Source organism: Herbaspirillum sp. NPDC101396 (assembly GCF_044767365.1).
Taxonomy (GTDB): Bacteria; Pseudomonadota; Gammaproteobacteria; order Burkholderiales; family Burkholderiaceae_D; genus Herbaspirillum.
Map to the genome: position 1 here is coordinate 102,035 of NZ_JBIWNT010000001.1, position 22,726 is coordinate 124,760.

Here is a 22,726-nt window from a genome sequence, read left to right on the forward strand (position 1 = left end):
ATGCTATACTCAAACGAAAAGACGCATTTTATCAAAGAAGCACTATAAAAAGGGTTTTGGCAATCGTGTTGTATTCATGTTGTAGACCGCTATAAAACAACAAGCGCGGACGCACTGAAAAACGTGCTGGCAGATGGCAACCCGCGCCTCTTGCTCAGCATTGAAACACCACACGAACCATTGCCGGAACCGATATTTCCCATTCATGAGCACTCTGAAAATCTATAACACGCTGGCGCGTGATAAGCAGGCTTTTTCCCCAATCGAACCGGGCAAGGTCCGCCTCTACGTATGCGGCATGACCGTGTACGATTATTGCCATCTTGGCCACGCCCGCGTGATGGTGGTGTTCGACATGGTGCAGCGCTGGTTGCGCGCGACCGGTTTCGAGGTGACATATGTGCGCAACATCACCGATATCGATGACAAGATCATTCAACGCGCGATTGAAAACCGCGAGTCGATCGGCCAGCTGACGCAGCGGTTCATCGACGCCATGGACGAGGATTCCGCCGCTCTCGGCGTGCAGAAGCCCGACCATGAGCCGCGCGCCACCGCCTATGTGCCGCAGATGCTGGACCTGATCGGCAAGCTCCAGGCCAACGGCCTGGCGTACCAGGGCAGCGACGGCGACGTCAATTATTCGGTGCGTGATTTCCCCGGCTACGGCAAATTGTCAGGCAAGTCGCTCGACGACTTGCGGGCCGGCGAGCGCGTCGACGTCAACACCGGCAAGCGCGACCCGCTCGACTTCGTGCTGTGGAAAGCCGCCAAGGAAAGCGAACCGGGCGAAGTCAAATGGGATTCGCCGTGGGGCAAGGGGCGTCCGGGTTGGCACATCGAGTGCTCGGCCATGGCGAGTGATTTGCTGGGCGACCATTTCGATATCCACGGTGGCGGTCAGGACTTGCAATTCCCGCATCACGAAAACGAAATCGCCCAATCGGAAGGCGCGCACCAGCACACCTTCGTCAATTATTGGATGCACAACGGTTTCATCCGTGTCGACAACGAAAAGATGTCGAAGTCGCTGGGAAATTTTTTCACCATCCGCGACGTCCTGAAAAAATATGATCCCGAAGTGGTACGCTTCTTCATCCTGCGTGCGCACTATCGCAGTCCGCTGAATTATTCGGATGCGCATCTGGACGACGCTCGCGTTGCCTTGACCCGTCTTTATACGGCGTTGAAAGATGTGCCGGCCGAAGAGGGTGTGGCAGCGGTGGTGGATCAGAACGATGTCCATGCGCAGCGTTTTTTCGAAGCGATGAACGACGACTTCAATACGCCGGTAGCAATTGCGGTGCTGTTCGATCTGGCCAATGAAGTCAACAAGAGCAAGTCGCCGGCGCAGGCGCGGCAGTTGAAGGCGCTGGCAGGTGTGATCGGATTGCTGGAGCGGCCTGCCGGAGTTTTCCTTCAAGGCGGTCAAGGCAGAGAAGCCGAAGGACTGTCTGCAGCAGAGATCGAAGCAAGAATCGCGGCGCGCGTCGCCGCCAAGCAAGCAAGGAATTTCGCCGAAGCAGACGGCATCCGCGCGGAACTCGCTGCGGCCGGCGTGATTCTGGAAGACAAACCGGGCGGTTTGACCGAGTGGCGACGAGGCTGACGAGAATGATAAAAAACAATCCCGCTGATCCGTCGATCAGCGTACCGGCATATTGGGAGCAAGCCAAAGCGGAGTTGATGAAGCGCGACCGCATCATGCGCAAGCTCATCCCGCAATTCGGCGACCTGCAACTGACCGGCCGTGGCGATGCCTTCACCACGCTGGCGCGATCCATCATCGGCCAGCAGATTTCCACCAAGAGCGCACAAGTCGTCTGGCAACGTTTCCTCGAAGCATGTCCGAAATGCATGCCGGCACAGGTCATCAAGACCGGTCCGGAGAATCTTGTTGCCTGCGGGCTGTCCAAACGCAAGGCCGAGTATATTCTCGATCTCGCCAATCACTTCAAGGCAAAGACGGTACATCCCGACAAATGGGCGGAGATGGAAGACGAAGATGTTATTGCCGAGATGTTGCAGATACGCGGGATTGGTCGCTGGACAGCCGAGATGTTTTTGATATTTAATCTGCTGCGCCCGAACGTGCTGCCCCTGGACGATCCGGGCCTGCTCAAGGGCATTAGTGACAGTTATTTTTCGGGTGAACCGGTATCGCGCAGCGATGCGCGCGAGGTCGCCGCGAACTGGGAGCCGTGGCGCACCGTCGCCACCTGGTATCTGTGGCGCAGCCTGGACGGCGCCACTTCCTGAAGATTGAAAAGCTTGCCGTCTGTGACCCATGTTGGCAAGGCGGCAATACGAATAGAAGGTATGCGGGCTGTTATACTCGCGCCTGTTCATGAAAATGCGTAAAGGAATACGATGAGCAAGTCGACAACGACATTTCTGGGTTTCGAGCAGGCAATCGCCGAGCTGGATGCCAAAATTGAAGAGTTGCGCTTTGTGCAAGACGACTCGGCAGTCGATATCTCGGAAGAGATCGAGCGCCTGGTCAAGAAGAGCCAGCAACTGACCAAGGATATCTACGCCAAGCTCACGCCGTGGCAAGTGTCGCAAATCGCCCGTCATCCGCAACGTCCGTACACCATGGACTATGTGAATGAAATCTTCACCGACTTCCACGAACTGCACGGCGACCGCACCTATGCGGACGATCTGTCCATCGTCGGCGGTCTGGCGCGCTTCAACGGCCAGGCCTGCATGGTGATCGGCCATCAGAAGGGCCGCGACACGAAGGAACGCGCGCTGCGCAATTTCGGCATGCCGAAACCGGAAGGCTATCGCAAGGCCATGCGCCTGATGAAAGTCGCCGAGAAATTCAATTTACCCATCTTTACCTTCGTCGACACGCCGGGCGCATTCCCCGGCATCGACGCGGAAGAGCGCGGCCAATCCGAAGCGATCGGCCATAACCTGTACGTCATGGCCGAACTCAAGGTGCCGCTGATTGCCACCATCATCGGTGAAGGCGGTTCCGGCGGCGCGCTGGCGATCGCCGTGGGCGACTCGGTGCTGATGCTGCAATACGCGACCTATTCGGTGATCTCGCCGGAAGGCTGCGCCTCGATCCTGTGGAAGACCGCCGACCGCGCATCCGATGCCGCCGAAGCGCTGGGCCTGACTGCGCATCGCCTCAAGGCCATGGGTCTGATCGACAAGATCGTCAATGAACCGCTGGGCGGCGCCCATCGCGATCCGAAGCAAATGGCCTCGCTGCTCAAGCGCGCGCTGGCTGACACACTGCGTCAGTTCCAGGGCGTGAAGACCAAGGAACTGCTGGCCGCACGTCATGAAAAGCTGATGAGCTACGGCAAGTTCAAGGAATTGAATACGCAGGAATAAACCTGACGCCGGGATCGTTTCCTGAATTTAGCGATCCCGGCTTGCAGTTCCCGCTTTCCGCAGATGGCCTCCTTCGAGGCCATTTTTCTTTGGTGTCATATGTCGACGGCGAGTGCGGTCATCGGCGCTGAATTTCACCTCATGACCTATCACTCGCGCGCAGGAAAATCACATGTCCGCTTCAGGCGCCGTTTTCAGTTTGCAAGAACAATTCTCCCAAGCCATTGAGGCGCTGAGCATCCCGTATCGCGTCGACAACGATCGCACGCTGGTCGAAGCGTTTCCCGTCATTGCGGTGGCTTACAGCGGCGGACTTGATTCGTCGGTGCTGCTGCATCTCGCCTCCGCCTTTGCGCGCGAGCAGGGTGTGCGGCTGTTGGCTTTCCACATCCATCACGGCATCAGCGCCAACGCCGATCAATGGCAGGCGCATTGCCGTGCGCAATCCGAACGTGTCGATGTGCAGTTCGATACGCGCAACGTCACGCTCGCGGCGAAGGACAAGAGCGGTGTCGAGGAAGCGGCGCGCCTGGCGCGTTACCGGGCGCTCGGGCAACTGTGCCGGGAGCATGGCGCCCGCTTGCTGTTGACCGCGCATCACCTCGACGACCAGGCTGAAACCGTGCTGCTGCAGATGCTGCGCGGATCGGGCGTGGCCGGGATTTCAGGCATGGACGGCGCCAACAAGGCTGCGGAATTGCTGGGCGACGTCGGCCTGCTGATGGCGCGTCCCTTGCTCGGCGCATCACGCGGCGAGCTGGAACAATATGCGCAGCAGGAACAGGTCTCGTTCGTCGAGGATGAATCCAACAGCGATACGCGCTATGCGCGCAACGCCTTGCGCCATAAGGTGATGCCGGTGCTGGCGGAATTTTTCCCCGGCTTCCAGGAGCGCTTTGCGCGCGCAGCCGGACATGCGCAAGCGGCGCAGCGGCTGTTGACGGTGTTGGCGGATCAGGATCTTGCCGCTTGCCTGGAGGGTGAATATCTCAGCGTGCCGGCATTGCGCCGGCTCGATCCTGAACGCGTCGACAACCTGTTGCGTCACTGGCTCGGACTGCGCGGATTACGCATGCCGTCGTCGGCGTGGCTGTTTGAACTGCGCACGCAGTTGCTCGATGCGAAATACGACGCCCAGTTGTGCGTGACGCATCCCGATTGCCACGTGCGGCGTTATCGCGATCGCGTTTTCCTGACGCCGCGCCGGCCGCCATTCGACGAAAACACCGGGCCGCAACCGTTCACCTGGCGTGGTGAAGACAAGCTGCATTTCCCGCAGTTTTCCGGCAGCCTGTTTTTCGATGTCGCCGACACCGGTTTCAACGCGGCGTGGTTGCGCGGGCAATCCTTGTCCGTGTGTTTGCGCAGCGGCGGCGAACGCGTCCGCCTGGCGTGGAATCGTCCCGCCAAGAGTCTCAAATATCATTTCCAGAACATGGATATCCCGGCGTGGGAACGTCCGTATCTGCCGCTGGTTTTTGCACAGGAGCAGATCCTGTACGCGGCGGGCATCGGCATGGATTGCCATGCGCAACCGAAGCCTGGCGAGGAGGGAGAGGAGGGCGACGGGCCCCGGATTGCCTTGCGCTGGCAGGCTGATCTGGGCTGACTGCTAAAGCCGATTTTTTTCGGATCGCAATGAAAAACGGCTTGCCATGTTCAATGGCAAGCCGTTCTTTTTTGCGCTCCCTGAGCGTGTTTTTACATACTGCCTTTACTTCACTTCAGGCTGCCTGAATTACTTTGCCTTGGCAGGTGCTGCTGGTGTGGCGGGAGTAGCTGGTGTTGCCGGTGTTGCAGCAGGTGCTGCGGTTGTCTTTTCAGCCTTGGCTTCCTTCTTGGTGTGCTTCACGGCCTTGTGCTTGGCGGCGTGCTCTGCCTTCGGCGCTGCTGTCGCGGCCGCAGGAGTTGCAGCTGCAGGTTTTGCAGTTGCTGGTGCTGCAGGTGCGCCGGTTTGAGCGAACACTGGCAGGGTCAGGGCGGAGAACAGAGCTGCAACGACGATGGATTTCGAGTTCATGGCAATTTCCTTAAAGAGAAGTTTTTTTCAGTCTCGGCGCTGATTGTTGCGCCTTACTTCCATTAACGAGCCGTGAACCAAAGCGACGACATCAGAGTGTTTCAAAAGATGTCATATTTGTAAGCATCTGTTGCAGTTCCTTTGCACCTGTCAGATCGCTATGCGAACGGCCAGCCATGCGAGCCGAACAAGCCCACCAGGCCGATGACGATCAGATAGATCGCGATGATGAAGTTGAGAAGGCGCGGCATCACCAGGATCAGAATGCCGGCAATCAGGGCGACCAGGGGGCCGAAGGAAAGATGAAGGTTCATGTGATGCTCCTTGTTGGTTGATCTTGATCGGAACAGCTATCACCGTCAGATGGCATTCGGGTGACAGAGTTCAGCACATGGATTCGCTAATCCTTATAATGGCGATCCCGGTTCATCTGCAGAAAGTACGGCATGGCTTTTCAATCCTGGTTTGCATTTTTCCTGGCGGCTTGTCTGATCGCCATCTCTCCCGGTTCCGGCGCGGTCTTGTCGATGAGTCACGGCCTCAGCTACGGCGTGCGCCGCACCAGCGCCACCATCCTCGGCCTGGAAGTCGCATTGGTGCTGATCCTGGTGATTGCCGGCGCCGGTGTGGGTTCGCTGCTGGTGGCCTCGGAAGCCGCCTTCAATACGATCAAGATCCTCGGTGCGGCCTACCTGATTTACCTCGGCTGGTCGCAATGGCGCGCGCCGGTGCATGTCGACGAAGCGCAGGCGGCGCGTCCGGCGGCGCCGACGGCCTGGTGGCAGCGCACGGTCACCGGTTTCCTGACCAACGCCACCAATCCGAAGGGCATCGTCTTCATGGTGGCGGTCTTGCCGCAGTTCATCAACCATGATCGCCCGTTGTGGCTGCAGTTGTTGCTGATGGCGATCACCATGGTGGTGGTCGACCTGGTGGTGATGCACGGTTATGCATTCGCGGCGAGCCGCATGCAGCGCTTCTTCCGGGATGCGAAAGCGGTGCGCATGCAGAACCGCTTCTTCGGCGGTGTGCTGATGCTGGTCGGCGCCGGATTGTTTTTCTTCAAGCGCAGCCAGCAATGATGTTACGCCGACAATAAATCGGCAAACGTAAAAAAAGCCCGCATCGGCCATAGGTCGCCTGCGGGCTTTTTGCTGCGGCGCTGATGCGCTGCTGCGTTGATGCATCAGTGACGGGATTACTTGTCCTTCTTCAGGCATTCTTTCATGAAAGCTTTTCGGTCGTCGCCTTTCTTGCCGGTGGCGTCCTTGTTGCAGCTCTTCATCTTGTCTTGCTGGGTGACTGGTGCGGCAGGGGCGGCCGGCTTGTTGGAGAGGCAATCCTTCATGAAGGCCTTGCGTTCGTCACCTTTTTTGCCGGTGGCGTCCTTGTTACAGGTAGTCATCTTGCTTTGCTGGGCGGTCTGGGTTTGCGCCATGGCGGCCGGGGCGAGCATGACGGGAGCGATGAGGGCGAAGGCCAGGGTTGCGAGCAGTTTTTTCATGGGTTTCTCCATTCAGGGATAACGTGGGTTGTGCGGCTTGGATGCCGCGTTCTTGCCTAGTTCTGCGCTTGGCACGACGATATGGCCGTCTGCTTGCCCTTGAACGTTTGCCAAACCGGCCGCGTTGACAGCGCCGTTACGCCATTTTTGTCAGCGTGGACAGGTAACGTCGCCCTCGGGACACGCGGACAGCGCCTTGAGCTCCTTGGTGCGTTCCAGCGTCTTTTCCGTCAGGCAGGATTGCAGCGCCATGTTGTGCACCGAGCCGCCGGCACTGCGCGAGGTGGCATACTTGCAGGACAGGTCGCGGTATTTGATCCAGGCCAGCTGGACGTCGCGGATCTGATTCTGCTGGGCCTTGTCGAGGCGCTTGCGGTAATCAACGTAAGTCTGGTTCAGCTCGGCGTCGGCCTTGTTGAGCGCCTGGCTGGCGCATTCGTCGATGTCGGCCTGAGTCTGGGCACTTTGGGCATTGCTGCAGTCCACGGCCCAGGCGCTGCTGCCGGCGAGGGAGAAAGAGAGCAGCGCGGCGATGCGCCATAGGGATGATTTCATGTTTTCCTCAACTTTATCTGGTGGCGAGTGTCTACTCTGCGGTAGGCAAAAGCAAGCGCTTTGCACGGCAAGATTGTTGCGAAGTGTTACGAGGTGTTGGCAAGGCGCTGCATTTTTTTAGAAGTATCGCCCGGCACCTAGTTCAATCGAAAATCGATCAACATTCAAACGAAGGCGGGACACATTCATGGCGCTCAACTGGATCGCAGCTTTCAAACTGATACCGTGGGCCGACGTCGTCCAAGCCACGCCGACGGTGGTGCGCGGCGCCAAGGACTTGTGGGCGCGCACGCGGGCGGGCAAGGCCAAATCGGCGGCCGTGGAGGATGGCGCAGCGCCGGCGCCCGGCAGCCCCGAGCAGTTGGCACAGCGCATCACGCAGCTGGAAGGGGAGCAGCTCGATGCCTCGGCGCTGATCAACACGCTGGCGGAGCAGAACGCGCAACTGGTGGCGGCGCTCGACAACGTGCGCAACAAGGTCAAGCTGCTGGTCGCGGCGTGCGTGCTGCTGGCGTTGAGTAGCGCGGCCTTGTGGTTGCGTTAGCCGTGACGGGACAGTGTCGTTTTCTGCATAAAAAGTAAGCTTCGCCGGCATGCGCTATGCTGTCGGCAATGGACGCGCTTGTTTGCTGATATAACCTGAGACAGGTGCGTCGTTTTCTTCTGATTTCCCGCCTGGAGTTGCATGTTCCTTCTATCGTTGCGCATGACGCGCCGTGACTGGCGCGCCGGTGAATTGCGCTTCCTGCTGATTGCCCTGATCGTCGCCGTGGCGGCGTTGTCCTCGGTTGGCTTCTTCGTCGACCGCATGCGCGCCGGCCTCACGCGCGACGCGCACCAGTTGCTCGGCGCCGATCTGCTGGTCGGCGCGGACCAGCCTCTCAATCCGGCGTGGCTCGAGCAGGCCGGGAAAAGCAAGTTGACGATGGCGCAGACGGTGGTGTTCCCGAGCATGGCGCTTGCCGGCGAAGGTGAGGCCGGCGCCAATGCGGCGCGCTCCATTCTGTCGTCGATCAAGGCGGTCACCAGCGCTTATCCGCTGCGTGGACAATTGAAGTTAACCGGAACCGATGGTGCCGACCTTGCCGCCGAAGGCGTTCCGCAAGCAGGCACGGTATGGGTTGATCCCAACATCCTCTCGGCCCTGCAAGTCAGACAGGGCGATCCGCTCAAGCTGGGCGACAAGAGCTTCCGCATCGCCGGCGTGATCTCGGTCGAACCTGATCGCGGCAGCGCCTTCGTCAATTTCGCTCCACGCGTCATGCTCGGCATGGATGATCTAGCCGCCACCGGCCTGGTGCAATTCGGTTCGCGGGTGACCTACCGCCTGCTGTTGGCGGGTACGCCGGAGCAGATCAGGGCTTACCAGCAATGGCTGCAAAAGACCATCGACGACGGCAACGTCAAGGGCGTGCGCATCGAGTCGCTCGAATCGGGCCGTCCGGAAATGCGCGCCACGCTCGATCGTGCCGAACAATTCCTCTCGCTGGTCGGCTTGCTGTCGGCCTTGCTGGCGGCGGTCGCGGTGGCGATGGCGGCACGTCGTTTCATGCTGCGGCATCTGGATGCCTGCGCCATGCTGCGCTGTTTCGGCATGACGCAGAATCAGGTCACGCTGATGTACCTGCAGGAGTTCATCGTGGTCGGACTGGCCGGCAGCGTGCTCGGCGTGCTGCTCGGTTTCGCTGCGCACTTCGCGCTGCTCGAATGGCTCGGTCGATTCATGCCGACTACGCTGCCGGCGGCGAGTTGGTGGCCCGCGCTGCAAGGCGTCGCGATCGGCTTGCTGTTGCTGGTCGGATTCGCCTTACCGCCGCTGCTCCAGCTGCGCAACGTTCCGCACAACCGCGTGATCCGGCGCGAAGCCTCGGCGCCCAGGGCGATGGGCATCGCCACCTATGCGCTGGGCATGCTGGTGTTCGCCGGATTGCTGCTGTGGCAGGCCGGCGATATCAAGCTCGGCGCCATGACGGCCGCTGGATTCCTCGGCGGGTTCGCGTTGTTTGCGTTGATCGCCTGGGCATGCCTGCGCAGCGTGCAATCGCTGCGCGGCCTGTTCAACAACCAGAGCTGGCGTTTCGCCATCGACGGTTTGCAGCGCCGCCCCGGCGCCACCACGATGCAGATCGTGGCGCTCGGCCTCGGCCTGATGGCCTTGCTGTTGCTGACCGTGATTCGCGGTGACCTGATCGGCGCCTGGCGCCAGGCCACGCCGGCCGATGCGCCGAACCGCTTTGTCATCAACATCCAGCCGGACCAGAAAGATGTGGTCGAGCAAAAGCTGAAACAGGCAGGCTTGCAGCAGGCGCGTCTGTTCCCGATGATTCGCGGCCGCCTGGTGCAGATCAACGGCAAGCCCGTCACCAACGACACCTATCAGGAAGACCGCGCCAAGCGCCTGGTGGATCGCGAATTCAATCTCTCGACCATGCGCGACCTGCCGGCGCAGAACACCATCGTCGGCGGCAAATGGTATGACGACAGCCGTCCCGAAGCGTCGGTGGAAGAAGGTCTGGCCAAAACGCTCAAGCTCAGCCTCGGCGACCAGCTGCAATTCGACATCGCCGGCCAGTTGGTCAGCGTGCCGGTCACCAGCATCCGCAAGCTCGAATGGGGTTCGCTGCGGGTCAACTTCTTCGTCATCATCAATCCGGCGGCGATGCGCGAGATGCCTCAAACCTGGATCACCGCTTTCCACTTGCCCGTCGCCAAGGCCGGGCTCGGCAATGCACTTACGCGCGATTTCCCGAACCTGACGGTGGTGGATATCGGCAGCGTGCTGAAGCAGATCCAGGACATTGTCGATCAGGTGATTTCCGCAGTGGAATTCCTGTTCCTGTTCACGCTGACGGCCGGCGTGCTGGTGTTGTATGCGGCATTGGTCGGCACCCAGGATGAACGGGTGCGCGAAGCCGGCCTGCTGCGTGCGCTCGGCGCCACGCGACAGGAGTTGGCAAGGGCGCAACGCATCGAGGTCATGCTCATCGGCAGCGTGGCCGGATTGCTGGCCGCCAGCGGTGCCGCGGCCATCGGCTGGGCGCTGGCGCATTACGTATTCGACTTCGAATGGCGCTTCAGTCCGTGGCTGTGGCTGGCGGGCGCCGGCATCGGCATGGCGTGCGCCGTGTTCGGTGGCTGGGCCGGCTTGCGCAACGTGCTGTCGAGGCCGCCGCTGCAGACTTTGCGCGAGGCATAGAGAGGGCATAACCGGGAGACATACCGGCGCCGAAGCGGGTATCATCTCGGTCTATGCAAATCGAAGACCTCAATCAGCCGACCGTCTATGACATGATCGGCGGCGCGGAAAAGCTGCGCGCCATGGTGGATCGTTTCTACGATCTGATGGACCTCGAGCCGGAGTTCGCCGGCATCCGTACGCTGCATCCGCCGTCGCTCGACGGCTCGCGCGACAAGACCTACTGGTTCCTGTCCGGCTGGAGCGGCGGTCCCAATCTGTACATCGAACGCTTCGGCCATCCGTTCCTGCGCGCGCGCCATCTGCCGTTTGCCATCGGCATCTCCGAGCGCGACCAATGGCTGCGCTGCATGGCGTGGGCAATGGAAGACACCGGCCTCGACGAAGCGCTGCGCACGCGCCTGATGCAGTCGTTCTTCCAGACGGCCGACTGGATGCGCAACAAGCCTGAATAACCAAAAAACACCGACATGACCCTGACTGAAATAATTCTCCTCGCCCTGATCGCCATCGGCATTGTGCTGCAGATCGTGATCCTCCTGCGCGGCCGCGGCGGCATCGATATCGGCACACCGTTGCAGCAACTCAAGAGCGAATTGCAACGCCACCAGCAGGATCTGGCCGAACGCAGCGAACGCGAATTGCGCGACCAGCTGCAATCCAACGCGCAAAGCACCCGCCAGGAACTGGGCGGCAACTTCGGCCAGTTGCAGCAGACTTTGGCGGCGCAGATGACCAGCGTTGCGACCCTGCAGAACAACCAGATCGACAGCTTCGCCCAGCAACTGGTCAAGCTCAACGAGACCAACGCTCAGCAACTCGACGGCATGCGCCAGACCATGAACCTGCAGGCGCAGGCCAGCCGCGAAGAGCAGGCCGCTTCACTCAAGCGTTTCGGCGACACGCTCAACCAGACGCTGACCACGCTGACTGAATCTAACGCCCAACGCATGGCCGAAGTGCGCGCCACGCTGGAAGCCAAAATTAAAGATTTGCAGCTGGACAATGGCAACCGCCTCGAAGAGATGCGCAAGACCGTCGATGAAAAGCTGCATGCGACGCTGGAGCAGCGTCTCGGCGAATCGTTCAAGCTGGTCTCGGATCGCCTCGACAAGGTTCATCAGGGCCTGGGCGAAATGCAGCAGCTGGCGATCGGCGTGGGCGACCTGAAACGCGTGCTGACCAACGTCAAGACGCGCGGTACCTGGGGCGAAGTCCAGCTGGAAATGCTGCTGGAACAAATGCTCACGCCGGACCAGTACGCCAAGAACGTCGAGACCGTCCCCAACACCGGCGAGCGCGTCGAGTTTGCAATCAAGCTGCCGGGCAACGACGACGGCGGCACGCCGGTATGGATGCCGATTGACGCCAAATTCCCGAAGGAACAATACGAACGCCTGGCCGAAGCCGCCGACCGTGCCGATGCCGAAGGCGTGGCGCAGGCCGGTCGTGAGCTGGAACGTGCGGTGCGCGGTGAAGCCAAGACCATCGCCGAAAAATATTTGTCGCCGCCCTTGACGACCGATTTCGCCATCCTGTTCCTGCCGACCGAAGGTCTGTACGCGGAAGTCATGCGTCGTCCGGGTTTGTCGGACGACCTGCAGCGCACGCATCGCGTGAGCATTGCCGGACCGTCGACCTTGTCGGCGCTGCTGAACAGTTTGCAGATGGGATTCCGCACGCTGGCGCTGGAAAAGCGGTCGTCGGAAGTGTGGCAAGTACTGGGTGCGGTGAAGACCGAATTCGGCAAGTTCGGTGACGTGTTGTCGGCGACCAGGAACGCGCTGGAACGCGCCGCCAAGAACATCGAGCAGGCCGAGACGCGCACGCGCCAGATGACGCGCAAATTGAAATCGGTGGAGGCCTTGCCGAGCGACACGGCGCAGAAACTGCTGGGCACTGCCGAGCCGGAAATCGACGGCGACGGCCAGAGCGAGCTGCTCTAAGCCACTCGAAGACAAACGGAATTCAGCGGATCAGGAATTTCATCAATAAGGAAAACAGCCTGCCGTAAGGCGGGTTGAACAGCCGCATGACATTGAGGCGGCTCTGCGTGAACACCGGCTTCATGTGCGAAAAGCGCCTGAAGCCTTCCTCTCCGTGATAGGCGCCCATGCCGGATGCGCCGACTCCGCCGAAAGGCAAATTCTCTTGTGCAATGTGCAGCAGCGTGTCGTTGACCGTCACGCCGCCGGTGACCGTCTGCAGCAAGACCTGATCGATGGCCGCCTCGCTTCTTGCAAATACATATAGCGCGAGCGGACGCGGCCTGGCGTTGACGAAGGCGATCGCCTCGTCGAGATTCTCATATGTCACCAGCGGCAGCAACGGCCCGAAAATTTCTTCCTGGAGGATGCGCGCATCCGGCGCGACTTGCGTCAGCGCCATCGGCGGCAATAGTCGCGTCGATGGATGTGGCGTATGCGTGGTGAGTTGCTCGACTATCGCACCGCTTTCGCGGGCGTCGTCGAGCAGCGCTTGCAAGCGAGTGAAATGGCGCTCATTGACGATGCTGGTGTAGTCGTCGATGGCCAGGCGTTCGTCGTTGAGCGCGGGATGCATGCGTGCTACGACAGCGCGCGCGGCCTCGATGAAGTCGTGTTCACGACCCTGCGGCAGCAGCAAGTAGTCGGGGGCGATGCAGGTCTGGCCGGCGTTGAGCAGCTTGCCGCTGATGATGCGCGCGACGGCATGCCCGAAATCGGCATCGGCGGTAATGATGGCCGGCGACTTGCCGCCCAGCTCCAGCGTCACCGGCGTCAATCGCTCGCTGGCGATGCGCATGACATCGCGGCCAACGGCGGTGGAACCGGTGAAGATCAGGTGGTCGAAGGCGAGGGCGCAGAATTCCCGGGCGACGTCCACATCGCCATTGACGACGGTGATTTCGTCGTCCGAAAATGATTGCCGGATCAGCCGATCGAACAGCTCGCTGAAGGCCGGTGTGTTTTCCGACAGCTTGATCATCGCCAGGTTGCCGGCCGCCAGCGCGCACGCCAGCGGACCGATGGTCAGCAGCAGCGGATAATTCCACGGCGTGACGATGCCGACCACGCCGAGCGGCTGCGGCAACAGGCGATTGCCGGCCGGCTTGAACCAGATCGCGGTGGGTCGGGTTTGCGGCTGCATCCAGTGCTTGCCATGGGCCAGCGCATGATCGATGGCTTGCAGGCTGGTGAAGACTTCAAGGAATTGTGTTTCGTGCTGCGAGCGGTTGCCAAAGTCGGAACTGATCGCCGCAGCGATGTCGTCGCGGTGGCGCAGCAGCAGCTGACGCAGGCGCTGCAATCGGTCCTGGCGTTCTTCCCAAGGCGTCGCCGGCTGGGCGCGCGAGCGCAAGTGCAGCCGGTCGAAGCGCGCGTTGAGTGTCATGGCTTCAGGTCAGCCCATCGAACAGCACCACCTGCACCAGGTCGCCGGCGGCGACATCGCCCTGTGCGTCGTCGAGCACGATGATGCAATTGGCGTCGGACATCGAGCGCAGGATACCGGAGCCTTGGGCACCGGTCAGCTTCACTTTCCATATGCCGTCGCTATCGGGCGCGAGGATGCCGCGTTGATATTCAGTACGTCCGGGCTTCTTGCGGATCGCCGCCAGTGACGTCGCTTGCAGGCGCGGCAGCGGACTGGCGTCGGCACCCGACATGCGCAACAAGGCATCACGCACGAAGAAATAGAAACTCACCATCACCGCCACCGGATTGCCGGGCAGGCCAAACAAGTAGGCGCCGCGATCATGCGACGCGATGCGGCCGAAGGCCATCGGCCGGCCCGGGCGCATGCCGATTTTCCAGAACAGCATGTCGCCCAGCTTGGTCATGGTCTGCTTGGTGTAGTCCGCCGCGCCGACCGAGACGCCGCCGGAAGTAATGACGGCGTCGGCGTGTTCGCAGGCGCTGCGGAAAGCTGCTTCCATGGCGACCGGGTCATCCCTGACCACGCCCATGTCGATGATGTCGCAGCCGAGGCGCGTGAGCATGCCGTACAGCGTATAGCGGTTGGAGTCGTAGACGCAACCCGGGTCGAGCGGTTCGCCGACCGAGCGCAATTCGTCGCCGGTCGAGAAGAACGCCACGCGCAGGCGGCGTTGTACCGGAATCTCGGCCACGCCCAGGGAAGCCAGCATGCCGATATCGGCCGGGCGCAGGATCTTGCCGACGCGCAGTGCAATCTGGCCGTTGCGCAGGTCTTCGCCACGCAGGCGGCGATTGTCGCCGCGTCGTACGCGACCGGCCGGAATCGTTACGGCCGCAGCAGTTTGATTCTCGGTAAATTCCTGCGGGATGACGGTGTCGCAATCGGCCGGCATGGCGGCGCCGGTCATGATGCGCACGCATTCGCCGGCGGCCACGATGCCGTCGAACTGCTGGCCGGCATGCACGCTGCCGACGATGCGCAGCGTCAGCGCCTTGTTCGCTGCGAGGTCGTCCCCGCGCAGCGCATAGCCGTCCATGGCGGAGTTGTCGTTGGCGGGCACGTCGATGGTGGAGGTGATGTCCGCGGCCAGCGTGCGGTCCAGCGCGCTGCGGATGGCGACGCGTTCGATCGACGAGATCGGCTGCACGAAATCATGGATGATTTTTTGCGCCTGCGGCACGGTCATCGCATCCGGGTCATAGCCGGACACGCAACTGACGATGTCGGAGAGGGAGAGTTGAGTCATTTATTCTGATTCCAGTTGGCGCAGCTCTTGCAGCGTGTTGATGTTGCTGAAGGCGGCTTCGTCGTCGAAATGAACTTCGGCGGTGCGGATGCCGGCAAACCAGCGTTCCATTTTGCGGCCGTCCTGTTGCAGGTAGTCGGTCAATGACGGCAGCAGCGTTTTGCTGAGCAGGCAGAACACCGGGTGACGTTGCAGGTTCGCCTGCTCGGCACAGCCGGTGACGGCGATGGCGGCATCGGCCTGTTGTTCGATCAATGCCGCCGCCAGCCGTACGACCAGATCCGGCGGCAGTAATGGGGAGTCGCAAGGTGCCGCGGCCAGGTAGTCGGTGACGCAATGCGTCAGGCCGCTGTGCAAGCCCGCCAGCGGGCCGGGGAAGTCGGGCAGGAGGTCGGGCCATACCGGCAGATTGAACGCCGCATAGTCGCTCTGATGGCGGTTGGCGTTGATCGCCAGCGCGCCGGTCTGGCCGGCCAGGCGTTCGATCACGTGCGCCGCCAGCGGCTTGCCGCGAAACAGCTGCAAGCCCTTGTCGAGATGGCCCATGCGGGCGCCGCGTCCGCCTGCCAGTACGAGGCCGGTAATGTGTTCAGGGGAAATTGCAGCGACGACGGCCATGGCCATCAGCCGCCGATGTAGGACATTTCGACTTTGCGCACTTGCGGCATCGATGTCGTGGCCGTGTCTTTTTGTTCGCTGCGCAGTTCGGAATAACGGTCGCCGCGGCGGCCCCAGATGGCGGCGATGGCGGAGGATATTTCTGCATCGCTGCGTTCACCGCGCAACAAGCCGCGCAGGTCGTGGCCTTCGCCGGCGAACAGGCAGGTGTAGATCTTTCCTTCGGTCGACAAGCGCGCGCGGCTGCAATCCTGGCAAAACGCCTGGGTGACGCTGGAGATGACGCCGATTTCGCCACCGCCGTCTTTATAGCGCCAGCGCTGTGCGGTCTCGCCGGTGTAGTTGGCGTCGATCGCTTCGAGCGGAAGTTCAGCGTGAATACGGCGGATCACTTCGCTCGACGGCACCACTTCATCCATGCGCCAGCCGTTCGAACTGCCGACGTCCATGTATTCGATGAAGCGCAGGGTGAACGGCGTGTCCTTGAAGTGACGCGCCATCGCCAGGATTTCATGATCGTTGACGCCTTTCTTGACCACCATGTTGATCTTGATGGGGCCGAGGCCGACCTTGTGCGCGACATCGAGGCCGTGCAGGATCTGCGAAACCGAGACGTCGACATCGTTCATGCGCTTGAAATTGGCGTCGTCCAGCGCATCCAGCGAGACGGTCACGCGCTTGAGGCCGGCGTCTTTCAACGCCTGCGCCTTTTGCGCCAGCAGGGTGCCGTTGGTGGTCAGGGTCAGGTCGAGCTCGCGGCCGTCGGGCGTGCGCAATTGGTGCAGCATGCCGATCAGGCGTTCCAGGTGCTTGCGCAATAGCGGCTCACCGCCGGTCAGGCGGATTTTCTCGACGCCGTGAGCGACAAACAATGTTGCCAGGCGTGTGATTTCTTCAAACGACAGCAGCGACGAGTGCGGCAGGAAGCTGTAGTCCTTGTCGAACACTTCCTTGGGCATGCAATACACGCAGCGGAAGTTGCAGCGGTCGGTGACCGAAATGCGCAGGTCGTGCAATGGACGCATCAAGGCATCGGCGAGGAAGCCGGACGGCGCCTCCAGCAGCGCCGGGACGGCTGCGGAGCTGCCGTTCAAGCGTTCGTCGATGATCGGAATGATGCGGTTGTTCATACTCGCTACGATAGCATGCGGTGGAAAATTCGGCAGTGTACAGAGCGGTCGGGGCGATCCCGGTACAGTGCCAAAACAAGATAGTGTTTACTTGCTGTTTTGCAATGATGCAAATGCACATTCAGCCCGGCGGCAGACGAGAAAAAAGGGAGTTTTCACTCCCTTTTTTCCTTGCTGCGCGATGCTTGTGCTTGCTAAGGCATCAACGACGGGTTTCGACCTGGACCAGCGGTTCAGTCGATTGCGGCGGCAATGGCTTGCGTTCACGCGGCACGCGCGGCGCAGGCACGATCTGGGCTGCGGCGGCCTGGGCAGCGCGCAGTTTTTCCGGATCGGTGCTGGCCAAGGTCAGACCGGCTGACGACAGCATGTCGTTGAGGTCATTCCATTGCGTGCCGTTGGCTGCAGGAGCAGGAGCTGCAGCAACTGGTGCCGGAGCAGGCGTCGGAGCTGCAACTGCCGGAGCCGCTTCAACCACTTGCGGCGCTGATGCAACTACCGGTGCGACAGGAGCCGGTTCCACGGCTGCCGGGGCAGGCGCTTCGACGGGGGCAACCGCCGCGGACGGAGCAACTTCAGCTACTGGTTCCGCGACGACCGGGGCCGGCGCTTCGACAGCGGCTACCGTTTCCTGAGCAGGCGTCACAGCAACCGGTGCAGGCGCAGCTTCGGCCGGCGCTTCAATTGCCGGAGCAGCTTGCACGGCAACCGGAGCTTCAGCAGGAGCTGGAGCAGGGGCCGCTGCTGGTGTTGGAGCAGGGGCCTTTTCGTACCATGGACGCTCATTGTCATCGGCAGCTGCGGGAGCAACTGCTGCGGCAACTTGCACCGACTCTTCACCATCCGCACCATCAGCGGATTCGCCATCGGCGTTTTCACCGCCGTTTTCACCGTCACGATCGCGACGATTGCGGTTGCGGCCGCCACGACGACGACGACGACGTGGTTCGCCTTCTTCGGTTGTACCTTCAACCTGATTGCCTGCGACTTGTGCAGTTTCAGCGCCGTCAACGTCGGTCACTGCGACAGCAACACCGGTCGCCAGAGCGGCTTCCAATGGCAATCCATCTTCCGCTTTCGGCAGGTCCTTGCGCTCTTCGCGTGGTGGACGTGGCGTGCGCGGTGGACGTGGTTCACGTGCTTCGCTGCCTTCGCGAGGCTCGCGGTTTTCACGAGGCTCGCGTGGTTCGCGGGCTTCCTTCGGCTCACGCGGTTCACGGCCTTCGCGCGGCTGGCGTGGTTCACGCGGTTCGCGCGGCTCACGATCGTTGCGGCCTTCTGCGCCTTCACGCGGCTCACGTGGTTCGCGGGCTTCCTTCGGTTCACGCGGTGGGCGTGGCGGACGGGCCGGCTTACCTTCGTATTCCTGCTTGCCGGATTCGTCGCGGGCGGCTTTCTCAGGTGCTGCGCCGTCGCGCTCTTCGCGCTCGTTGCGATTGCGGCCGTTGCGATTGCGACCATTACGGTTGCGGCTGTTGCGGTCGGCGTGATCCCGTTTTTGCTGCGGGGTCTTGGTTTCCACTGTTGCGGCGACGGGCGTCGCTTCGACCGGCTTGGTGCGGAAGAAGCTCCAGATCTTGCTGAAGAAGCCCGACTCAGGCGCCAGCGTCGGCGGCTGTTCCACCGGTGCCGCCACCTTGCGTTCGACGATAGGGGCAGGCTGGTCAGGGGTGATGCCCTTGACGACTGCTTCCTGGCGCGGCTTGACGTCTTCCTTCTGGCGCTTGCTGTAACCGATGTCGGTTTCGGCTTGTTCGGCCATGGCGTAGCTGGCTTGGGCGTCGTCCAGGCGCGGATCGTCGTGCTTGATGCGCTCGAGCTTGTAATGCGGTGTTTCCAGATGCTTGTTCGGGATCATGATGACCGTCACGCGGTGGCGTGTTTCGATCTTCAGGATTTCGCCGCGCTTTTCGTTCAGCAGAAAAGCGGCGACGTCGACCGGCGCCTGCACGTGGATGGCGGCCGAGTTTTCCTTCATCGCTTCTTCCTGGATGATGCGCAGGACTTGCAATGCGGACGATTCGGTGTCGCGGATGTGGCCGGTGCCGTTGCAGCGTGGGCAGGTCACATGGCTGCCTTCGGACAGCGACGGACGCAGGCGCTGGCGCGACAACTCCATCAGGCCGAAACGCGAGATCTTGCCCATCTGGACGCGGGCACGGTCGTGGTGCAGGGCGTCTTTCAGGCGCGATTCGACTTCACGCTGGTTCTTGGCGTTTTCCATGTCGATGAAGTCGATGACGATCAGACCGCCCAGATCGCGCAAGCGCAATTGGCGGGCCACTTCGTCGGCGGCTTCAAGGTTGGTGTAGAACGCGGTGGTTTCGATGTCGCTGCCGCGGGTGGCGCGCGCCGAGTTGACGTCGACGGAGACCAGGGCCTCGGTGTGGTCGATCACGATGGCGCCGCCGGAAGGCAACGGCACGGTGCGTGAGTACGCGGTTTCGATCTGGTGCTCGATCTGGAAGCGCGAGAACAGCGGCACGTCGTCGTGGTAGCGCTTGACGCGATGGACCATGTCCGGCATCACGTGCGCCATGAACTGCTGGGCTTGCTCGTGGATGTCGTCGGTGTCGATCAGGATTTCACCGATGTCAGGCTGGAAATAGTCGCGGATCGCACGGATCACCAGCGAGGATTCCTGATAAATCAGGAAAGCGCCGGAGCCGGACTGGCCGGCGCCTTCGATGGCGCGCCAGAGTTGCATCAGGTAGTTCAGATCCCATTGCAGTTCGTCGACGTTGCGGCCGATGCCTGCGGTGCGGGCGATGACGGACATGCCGTTGGGCAGGTCCAGCTTGTCCATGGTTTCGCGCAGTTCCTGGCGATCTTCGCCTTCGACACGGCGCGACACGCCGCCGCCGCGCGGGTTGTTCGGCATCAGGACCAGGTAACGGCCGGCCAGGGAGATGAACGAGGTCAGGGCTGCGCCCTTGTTGCCGCGTTCTTCCTTCTCAACCTGGACGATGATTTCCTGGCCTTCGCGCAGGGCTTCCTTGATGGAAGCGTTGCGGACGTCGATGCCTTCCTTGAAATAGGTGCGGGCAACTTCCTTGAATGGCAGGAAGCCGTGGCGCTCTTCGCCGTAATTGACGAAGCAGGCTTCCAGCGATGGCTCGATGCGGGTGATGACGCCTTTGTAAATGTTGGATTTACGCTGTTCGCGTCCGGTGGCTTCGATATCGATGTCGATCAGCTTTTGACCGTCAACGATGGCTACGCGCAATTCTTCCTGCTGCGTAGCATTGAACAACATACGTTTCATGTTTCACTCCGTGGCACTGAGGCCGCTTTATTGACGCACGATGAATGCATCAAAAGTACAAGGATGTACGCGAGAACGAAGTGATTGGGGGAGGGAATTGCCTTAGTGTGTGGAGCGCGCCGGGGTGGCGGCACTCATGCACAACGGGGCGCGGATGCGGTGAACCGGGAAGCCGAGCAGCTCCGTATCCACGCGCGCCGTTCCGCATGGAGCGGTCACGGCAACTGTGGACGGTAAGCTATATGTTTGAGCCAAACGAAGCATTATTCTAAAAGTTGGCAAATCGGCGAATCGGGTTCACTTGCATCAACCGGCAAGCACTCCGTTTTTCAACTGAAGGTCTTGCCAGACTTTATCCTGATAATCCAAGCACATCTGTTCAACATCCAAGTGCGTTATCCGATTGCAACTGCGGTGCAAACTGGACTCGCGCAGGGATGATGCGTACACGTTTTTAAGGAACCGTCCAATCGCGCGGAGAAATGTCGCGTCCACATGTCTTCGTAGGATGTACGAGGCTTGCCGACAGGACCCTGTCGCCGCATGCTGCGATTTTTCGTGGTTCCCCCCATCAAATTTGCAAATTAGCGAGGCTGATGAAGACGCCTCTGTGTAGAATGGTCTTTTTTATTCTTACACTGACACCGGTTTTCTGACCAGCGTCGAGCGATTATATATTCAAAATGAAGGACTTAGCGAGATTTTCTGGGAAGACGCCTGAAAAGCCTGAATCACCCGCGTCGACCCAATCTGCACCTGCTTCGCCGCAAGTCCAGCTGCTCACGATTTCGGAAGAGGAAGCCGGTCAGCGCATCGACAATTTCCTCTTGCGCGTCTGCAAAGGCGTGCCCAAAAGCCATATCTACCGTGTCCTGCGTTCGGGCGAAGTACGTGTCAACAAAGGCCGTATCGACCAGACTTATCGTCTGCAAGACGGGGACATCCTGCGCGTGCCGCCGATCCGCATTGCCGAAAAGGCATCAGCGGCGGTCGCCCCCGGCGCCGAATTCAAGATATTGCTCGAAGACAATCACCTGCTGATCATCGACAAGCCGGCCGGCGTGGCCGTGCATGGTGGTTCCGGGGTCAGCTACGGCGTCATTGAACAATTGCGCGCCTCGCGTCCTGACGCCAAATTCCTGGAACTGGTGCACCGGCTCGATCGCGACACGTCGGGCGTGTTGCTCCTCGCCAAGAAGCGTTCGGCGCTGACCAACCTGCATGAGCAGATGCGCGACGGCGTGACGGACAAGCGCTACCTGACGCTGATTCACGGCGACTGGAAAAACGCCCGCCAGCACATCAAGTTGCCGCTGCACAAGTACAGCACTGCTGAGGGCGAGCGTCGCGTGCGGGTGCAGGAAGATGGCCAGGCGTCGCACACCGTGTTTTCCCTGATCCGGCGCTATGGCGAGTTCGCTTTGCTGGAAGCAGAACTGAAAACCGGTCGCACTCATCAGATACGCGTGCATTTGTCGGCCAGCGGTTTTCCTATCGTGGGCGACGACAAGTACGGCGACTTTCCGCTGAACAAGGCCTTGCAGAAGGCCGACGGCGAACGCATCGCGTTCAAGCGCATGTTCCTGCACGCGCACCAGATCAGCTTTACGCATCCCGACAGCGGCAAGACGGTGACCCTGAAGGCCGGTCTGCCGCCCGAATGCCAGCGCTTCCTCAAGAGCCTGGAAGGCCTTGATGCGGCGTCCGCAGTTTGATCGGACCGCGGGCCGGCACACGATTTTTGAATATGTTGAAAAGTGAAACATGGCAAGAAAGCAATTTGACCTGATCGTCTTCGATTGGGATGGCACGTTGATGGACAGCACCTCGACGATCGTACGTTGCATCCAGGCCGCCGCGCGCGATCTGGGTCTGCCGATTCCCGACAAGAGCGCCGCTTCCTACGTGATCGGACTGGGCCTGCAGGACGCGATGCAGGCGGCGATTCCGGACGTTGATCCGAAATACTATCCGCGCATCGTTGAGCGCTATCGCCACCATTACCTGGGCCAGGACAAAGACCTGAGCCTGTTCGACGGCGTGCGCGAAATGCTCGACGACCTCGGACAGCAAGGCTATTTCCTCGCCGTTGCCACCGGCAAGAGCCGCGTCGGCCTCAACCGCGCGCTCAACAGCACCAATCTGCTGTCGGTCTTCGACGCCACGCGCTGCGCCGACGAGACGTTTTCCAAACCGCATCCGGCCATGTTGCAGGAACTCACACGTGAACTTGGCCAGGAAATGGGCCGCACGCTGATGATCGGCGACACCACCCACGATTTACAGATGGCGCTTAATGCAGGTGCAGCCGGGGTTGCGGTAGAATTCGGCGCGCATCCGGTGGAACAATTGCAGGCGCTCAATCCGCTGTATTCCGCCGGGTCCATCAAAGTGCTGCATCAATGGCTCAATGACAACGCTTAG

General features: G+C 60.9%; 20 protein-coding genes. 11 read left to right on the top strand and 9 right to left on the bottom strand.

All coding sequences use genetic code 11. From position 1 onward, the window contains the following. The first annotated feature begins 205 nt into the window (after positions 1–205). The 4 genes from cysS to tilS all read left to right on the top strand — a co-directional run bounded on the left by cysS (position 206) and on the right by tilS (position 4,960). A complete protein-coding gene (gene cysS, locus ACIROY_RS00470) occupies positions 206–1,609 on the top strand; it encodes a cysteine--tRNA ligase (RefSeq protein WP_402272237.1) in 1,404 nt (467 codons plus the stop codon). A 5-nt stretch (positions 1,610–1,614) separates the two neighbouring features. Beyond that, on the top strand, positions 1,615–2,259 hold the full coding sequence (locus tag ACIROY_RS00475; RefSeq protein WP_402272234.1) for a DNA-3-methyladenine glycosylase family protein: 645 nt from the start codon (positions 1,615–1,617) through the stop codon (positions 2,257–2,259). A gap of 111 nt (positions 2,260–2,370) precedes the next feature. Beyond that, positions 2,371–3,351: an acetyl-CoA carboxylase carboxyltransferase subunit alpha gene (locus ACIROY_RS00480; RefSeq protein WP_053197449.1), complete on the top strand. Its 981-nt coding sequence runs from the start codon at positions 2,371–2,373 to the stop codon at positions 3,349–3,351. A gap of 172 nt (positions 3,352–3,523) precedes the next feature. After that, positions 3,524–4,960 (top strand): tRNA lysidine(34) synthetase TilS, encoded by a 1,437-nt coding sequence (gene tilS / locus ACIROY_RS00485; RefSeq protein ID WP_402338903.1) that lies wholly within the window; start codon positions 3,524–3,526, stop codon positions 4,958–4,960. A 129-nt stretch (positions 4,961–5,089) separates the two neighbouring features. Here tilS and ACIROY_RS00490 read toward each other — a convergent pair whose 3' ends face one another. Together ACIROY_RS00490 and ACIROY_RS00495 are read right to left on the bottom strand one after the other, a co-directional pair. Beyond that, positions 5,090–5,371, bottom strand: coding sequence for a hypothetical protein (locus tag ACIROY_RS00490; protein ID WP_402272229.1), 282 nt, complete (start codon positions 5,369–5,371; stop codon positions 5,090–5,092). A gap of 158 nt (positions 5,372–5,529) precedes the next feature. Continuing rightward, positions 5,530–5,685: a DUF3096 domain-containing protein gene (locus ACIROY_RS00495; RefSeq protein ID WP_083457757.1), complete on the bottom strand. Its 156-nt coding sequence runs from the start codon at positions 5,683–5,685 to the stop codon at positions 5,530–5,532. A 132-nt stretch (positions 5,686–5,817) separates the two neighbouring features. On the opposite strand from ACIROY_RS00495, the gene ACIROY_RS00500 reads away from it, so the two are divergent. After that, positions 5,818–6,453: a LysE family transporter gene (locus ACIROY_RS00500; RefSeq protein ID WP_402272227.1), complete on the top strand. Its 636-nt coding sequence runs from the start codon at positions 5,818–5,820 to the stop codon at positions 6,451–6,453. 116 nt (positions 6,454–6,569) lie between these two features. Here ACIROY_RS00500 and ACIROY_RS00505 read toward each other — a convergent pair whose 3' ends face one another. Together ACIROY_RS00505 and ACIROY_RS00510 are read right to left on the bottom strand one after the other, a co-directional pair. After that, positions 6,570–6,875, bottom strand: a complete 306-nt coding sequence (locus tag ACIROY_RS00505; protein ID WP_402272225.1) for a PsiF family protein — start codon at positions 6,873–6,875, stop codon at positions 6,570–6,572. A gap of 150 nt (positions 6,876–7,025) precedes the next feature. Beyond that, positions 7,026–7,430, bottom strand: coding sequence for a lysozyme inhibitor LprI family protein (locus tag ACIROY_RS00510; RefSeq protein WP_402272223.1), 405 nt, complete (start codon positions 7,428–7,430; stop codon positions 7,026–7,028). A gap of 187 nt (positions 7,431–7,617) precedes the next feature. Here ACIROY_RS00510 and ACIROY_RS00515 point away from each other — a divergent pair, with 187 nt between their 5' ends. The 4 genes from ACIROY_RS00515 to rmuC all read left to right on the top strand — a co-directional run bounded on the left by ACIROY_RS00515 (position 7,618) and on the right by rmuC (position 12,572). Next, the gene (locus ACIROY_RS00515; protein WP_402272221.1) at positions 7,618–7,974 is read left to right on the top strand and encodes a hypothetical protein; all 357 of its coding nucleotides are present in this window, start codon (positions 7,618–7,620) and stop codon (positions 7,972–7,974) included. A 141-nt stretch (positions 7,975–8,115) separates the two neighbouring features. Further along, positions 8,116–10,626 (top strand): ABC transporter permease, encoded by a 2,511-nt coding sequence (locus ACIROY_RS00520; RefSeq protein ID WP_402338905.1) that lies wholly within the window; start codon positions 8,116–8,118, stop codon positions 10,624–10,626. Positions 10,627–10,679: 53 nt separating this feature from the next. Further along, a complete protein-coding gene (locus tag ACIROY_RS00525) occupies positions 10,680–11,081 on the top strand; it encodes a group II truncated hemoglobin (protein ID WP_402338907.1) in 402 nt (133 codons plus the stop codon). Between the two features lie 15 nt (positions 11,082–11,096). Further along, a complete protein-coding gene (rmuC, locus tag ACIROY_RS00530; RefSeq protein WP_402338909.1) occupies positions 11,097–12,572 on the top strand; it encodes a DNA recombination protein RmuC in 1,476 nt (491 codons plus the stop codon). A gap of 22 nt (positions 12,573–12,594) precedes the next feature. Here rmuC and ACIROY_RS00535 read toward each other — a convergent pair whose 3' ends face one another. The 5 genes from ACIROY_RS00535 to ACIROY_RS00555 all read right to left on the bottom strand — a co-directional run bounded on the left by ACIROY_RS00535 (position 12,595) and on the right by ACIROY_RS00555 (position 20,302). Then, positions 12,595–13,998 (bottom strand): coniferyl aldehyde dehydrogenase, encoded by a 1,404-nt coding sequence (locus ACIROY_RS00535; RefSeq protein ID WP_402338911.1) that lies wholly within the window; start codon positions 13,996–13,998, stop codon positions 12,595–12,597. A gap of 4 nt (positions 13,999–14,002) precedes the next feature. Then, positions 14,003–15,289 (bottom strand): gephyrin-like molybdotransferase Glp, encoded by a 1,287-nt coding sequence (gene glp / locus ACIROY_RS00540; protein WP_402338912.1) that lies wholly within the window; start codon positions 15,287–15,289, stop codon positions 14,003–14,005. Beyond that, a complete protein-coding gene (mobA, locus tag ACIROY_RS00545; RefSeq protein WP_402338914.1) occupies positions 15,290–15,913 on the bottom strand; it encodes a molybdenum cofactor guanylyltransferase MobA in 624 nt (207 codons plus the stop codon). After that, positions 15,913–17,037: a GTP 3',8-cyclase MoaA gene (moaA, locus tag ACIROY_RS00550; protein WP_402338916.1), complete on the bottom strand. Its 1,125-nt coding sequence runs from the start codon at positions 17,035–17,037 to the stop codon at positions 15,913–15,915. Before moaA ends, mobA begins: the two co-directional genes overlap by 1 nt. A gap of 202 nt (positions 17,038–17,239) precedes the next feature. Then, the gene (locus ACIROY_RS00555; RefSeq protein ID WP_402338918.1) at positions 17,240–20,302 is read right to left on the bottom strand and encodes a ribonuclease E/G; all 3,063 of its coding nucleotides are present in this window, start codon (positions 20,300–20,302) and stop codon (positions 17,240–17,242) included. Between the two features lie 683 nt (positions 20,303–20,985). Between ACIROY_RS00555 and ACIROY_RS00560 the strand changes: the two genes are divergently transcribed. After that, complete coding sequence (locus ACIROY_RS00560; RefSeq protein WP_402338920.1) at positions 20,986–22,017, top strand: RluA family pseudouridine synthase; 1,032 nt, start codon at positions 20,986–20,988, stop codon at positions 22,015–22,017. Between the two features lie 49 nt (positions 22,018–22,066). Further along, on the top strand, positions 22,067–22,726 hold the full coding sequence (locus tag ACIROY_RS00565) for an HAD-IA family hydrolase (RefSeq protein WP_116435694.1): 660 nt from the start codon (positions 22,067–22,069) through the stop codon (positions 22,724–22,726).

Bases quoted from the DNA above. Each gene is read 5' to 3' on its own strand.
- ACIROY_RS00535 (WP_402338911.1), bottom strand. From the start codon at position 13,998: ATGACACTCAACGCGCGCTTCGACCGGCTGCACTTGCGCTCGCGCGCC.
- moaA (WP_402338916.1), bottom strand. From the start codon at position 17,037: ATGAACAACCGCATCATTCCGATCATCGACGAACGCTTGAACGGCAGC.
- tilS (WP_402338903.1), top strand. From the start codon at position 3,524: ATGTCCGCTTCAGGCGCCGTTTTCAGTTTGCAAGAACAATTCTCCCAA.
- ACIROY_RS00510 (WP_402272223.1), bottom strand. From the start codon at position 7,430: ATGAAATCATCCCTATGGCGCATCGCCGCGCTGCTCTCTTTCTCCCTC.
- ACIROY_RS00475 (WP_402272234.1), top strand. From the start codon at position 1,615: ATGATAAAAAACAATCCCGCTGATCCGTCGATCAGCGTACCGGCATAT.
- ACIROY_RS00555 (WP_402338918.1), bottom strand. From the start codon at position 20,302: ATGAAACGTATGTTGTTCAATGCTACGCAGCAGGAAGAATTGCGCGTA.
- cysS (WP_402272237.1), top strand. From the start codon at position 206: ATGAGCACTCTGAAAATCTATAACACGCTGGCGCGTGATAAGCAGGCT.
- ACIROY_RS00525 (WP_402338907.1), top strand. From the start codon at position 10,680: ATGCAAATCGAAGACCTCAATCAGCCGACCGTCTATGACATGATCGGC.
- ACIROY_RS00560 (WP_402338920.1), top strand. From the start codon at position 20,986: ATGAAGGACTTAGCGAGATTTTCTGGGAAGACGCCTGAAAAGCCTGAA.
- ACIROY_RS00505 (WP_402272225.1), bottom strand. From the start codon at position 6,875: ATGAAAAAACTGCTCGCAACCCTGGCCTTCGCCCTCATCGCTCCCGTC.
- ACIROY_RS00565 (WP_116435694.1), top strand. From the start codon at position 22,067: ATGGCAAGAAAGCAATTTGACCTGATCGTCTTCGATTGGGATGGCACG.
- mobA (WP_402338914.1), bottom strand. From the start codon at position 15,913: ATGGCCATGGCCGTCGTCGCTGCAATTTCCCCTGAACACATTACCGGC.
- rmuC (WP_402338909.1), top strand. From the start codon at position 11,097: ATGACCCTGACTGAAATAATTCTCCTCGCCCTGATCGCCATCGGCATT.
- ACIROY_RS00520 (WP_402338905.1), top strand. From the start codon at position 8,116: ATGTTCCTTCTATCGTTGCGCATGACGCGCCGTGACTGGCGCGCCGGT.
- glp (WP_402338912.1), bottom strand. From the start codon at position 15,289: ATGACTCAACTCTCCCTCTCCGACATCGTCAGTTGCGTGTCCGGCTAT.
- ACIROY_RS00490 (WP_402272229.1), bottom strand. From the start codon at position 5,371: ATGAACTCGAAATCCATCGTCGTTGCAGCTCTGTTCTCCGCCCTGACC.
- ACIROY_RS00500 (WP_402272227.1), top strand. From the start codon at position 5,818: ATGGCTTTTCAATCCTGGTTTGCATTTTTCCTGGCGGCTTGTCTGATC.
- ACIROY_RS00495 (WP_083457757.1), bottom strand. From the start codon at position 5,685: ATGAACCTTCATCTTTCCTTCGGCCCCCTGGTCGCCCTGATTGCCGGC.
- ACIROY_RS00480 (WP_053197449.1), top strand. From the start codon at position 2,371: ATGAGCAAGTCGACAACGACATTTCTGGGTTTCGAGCAGGCAATCGCC.
- ACIROY_RS00515 (WP_402272221.1), top strand. From the start codon at position 7,618: ATGGCGCTCAACTGGATCGCAGCTTTCAAACTGATACCGTGGGCCGAC.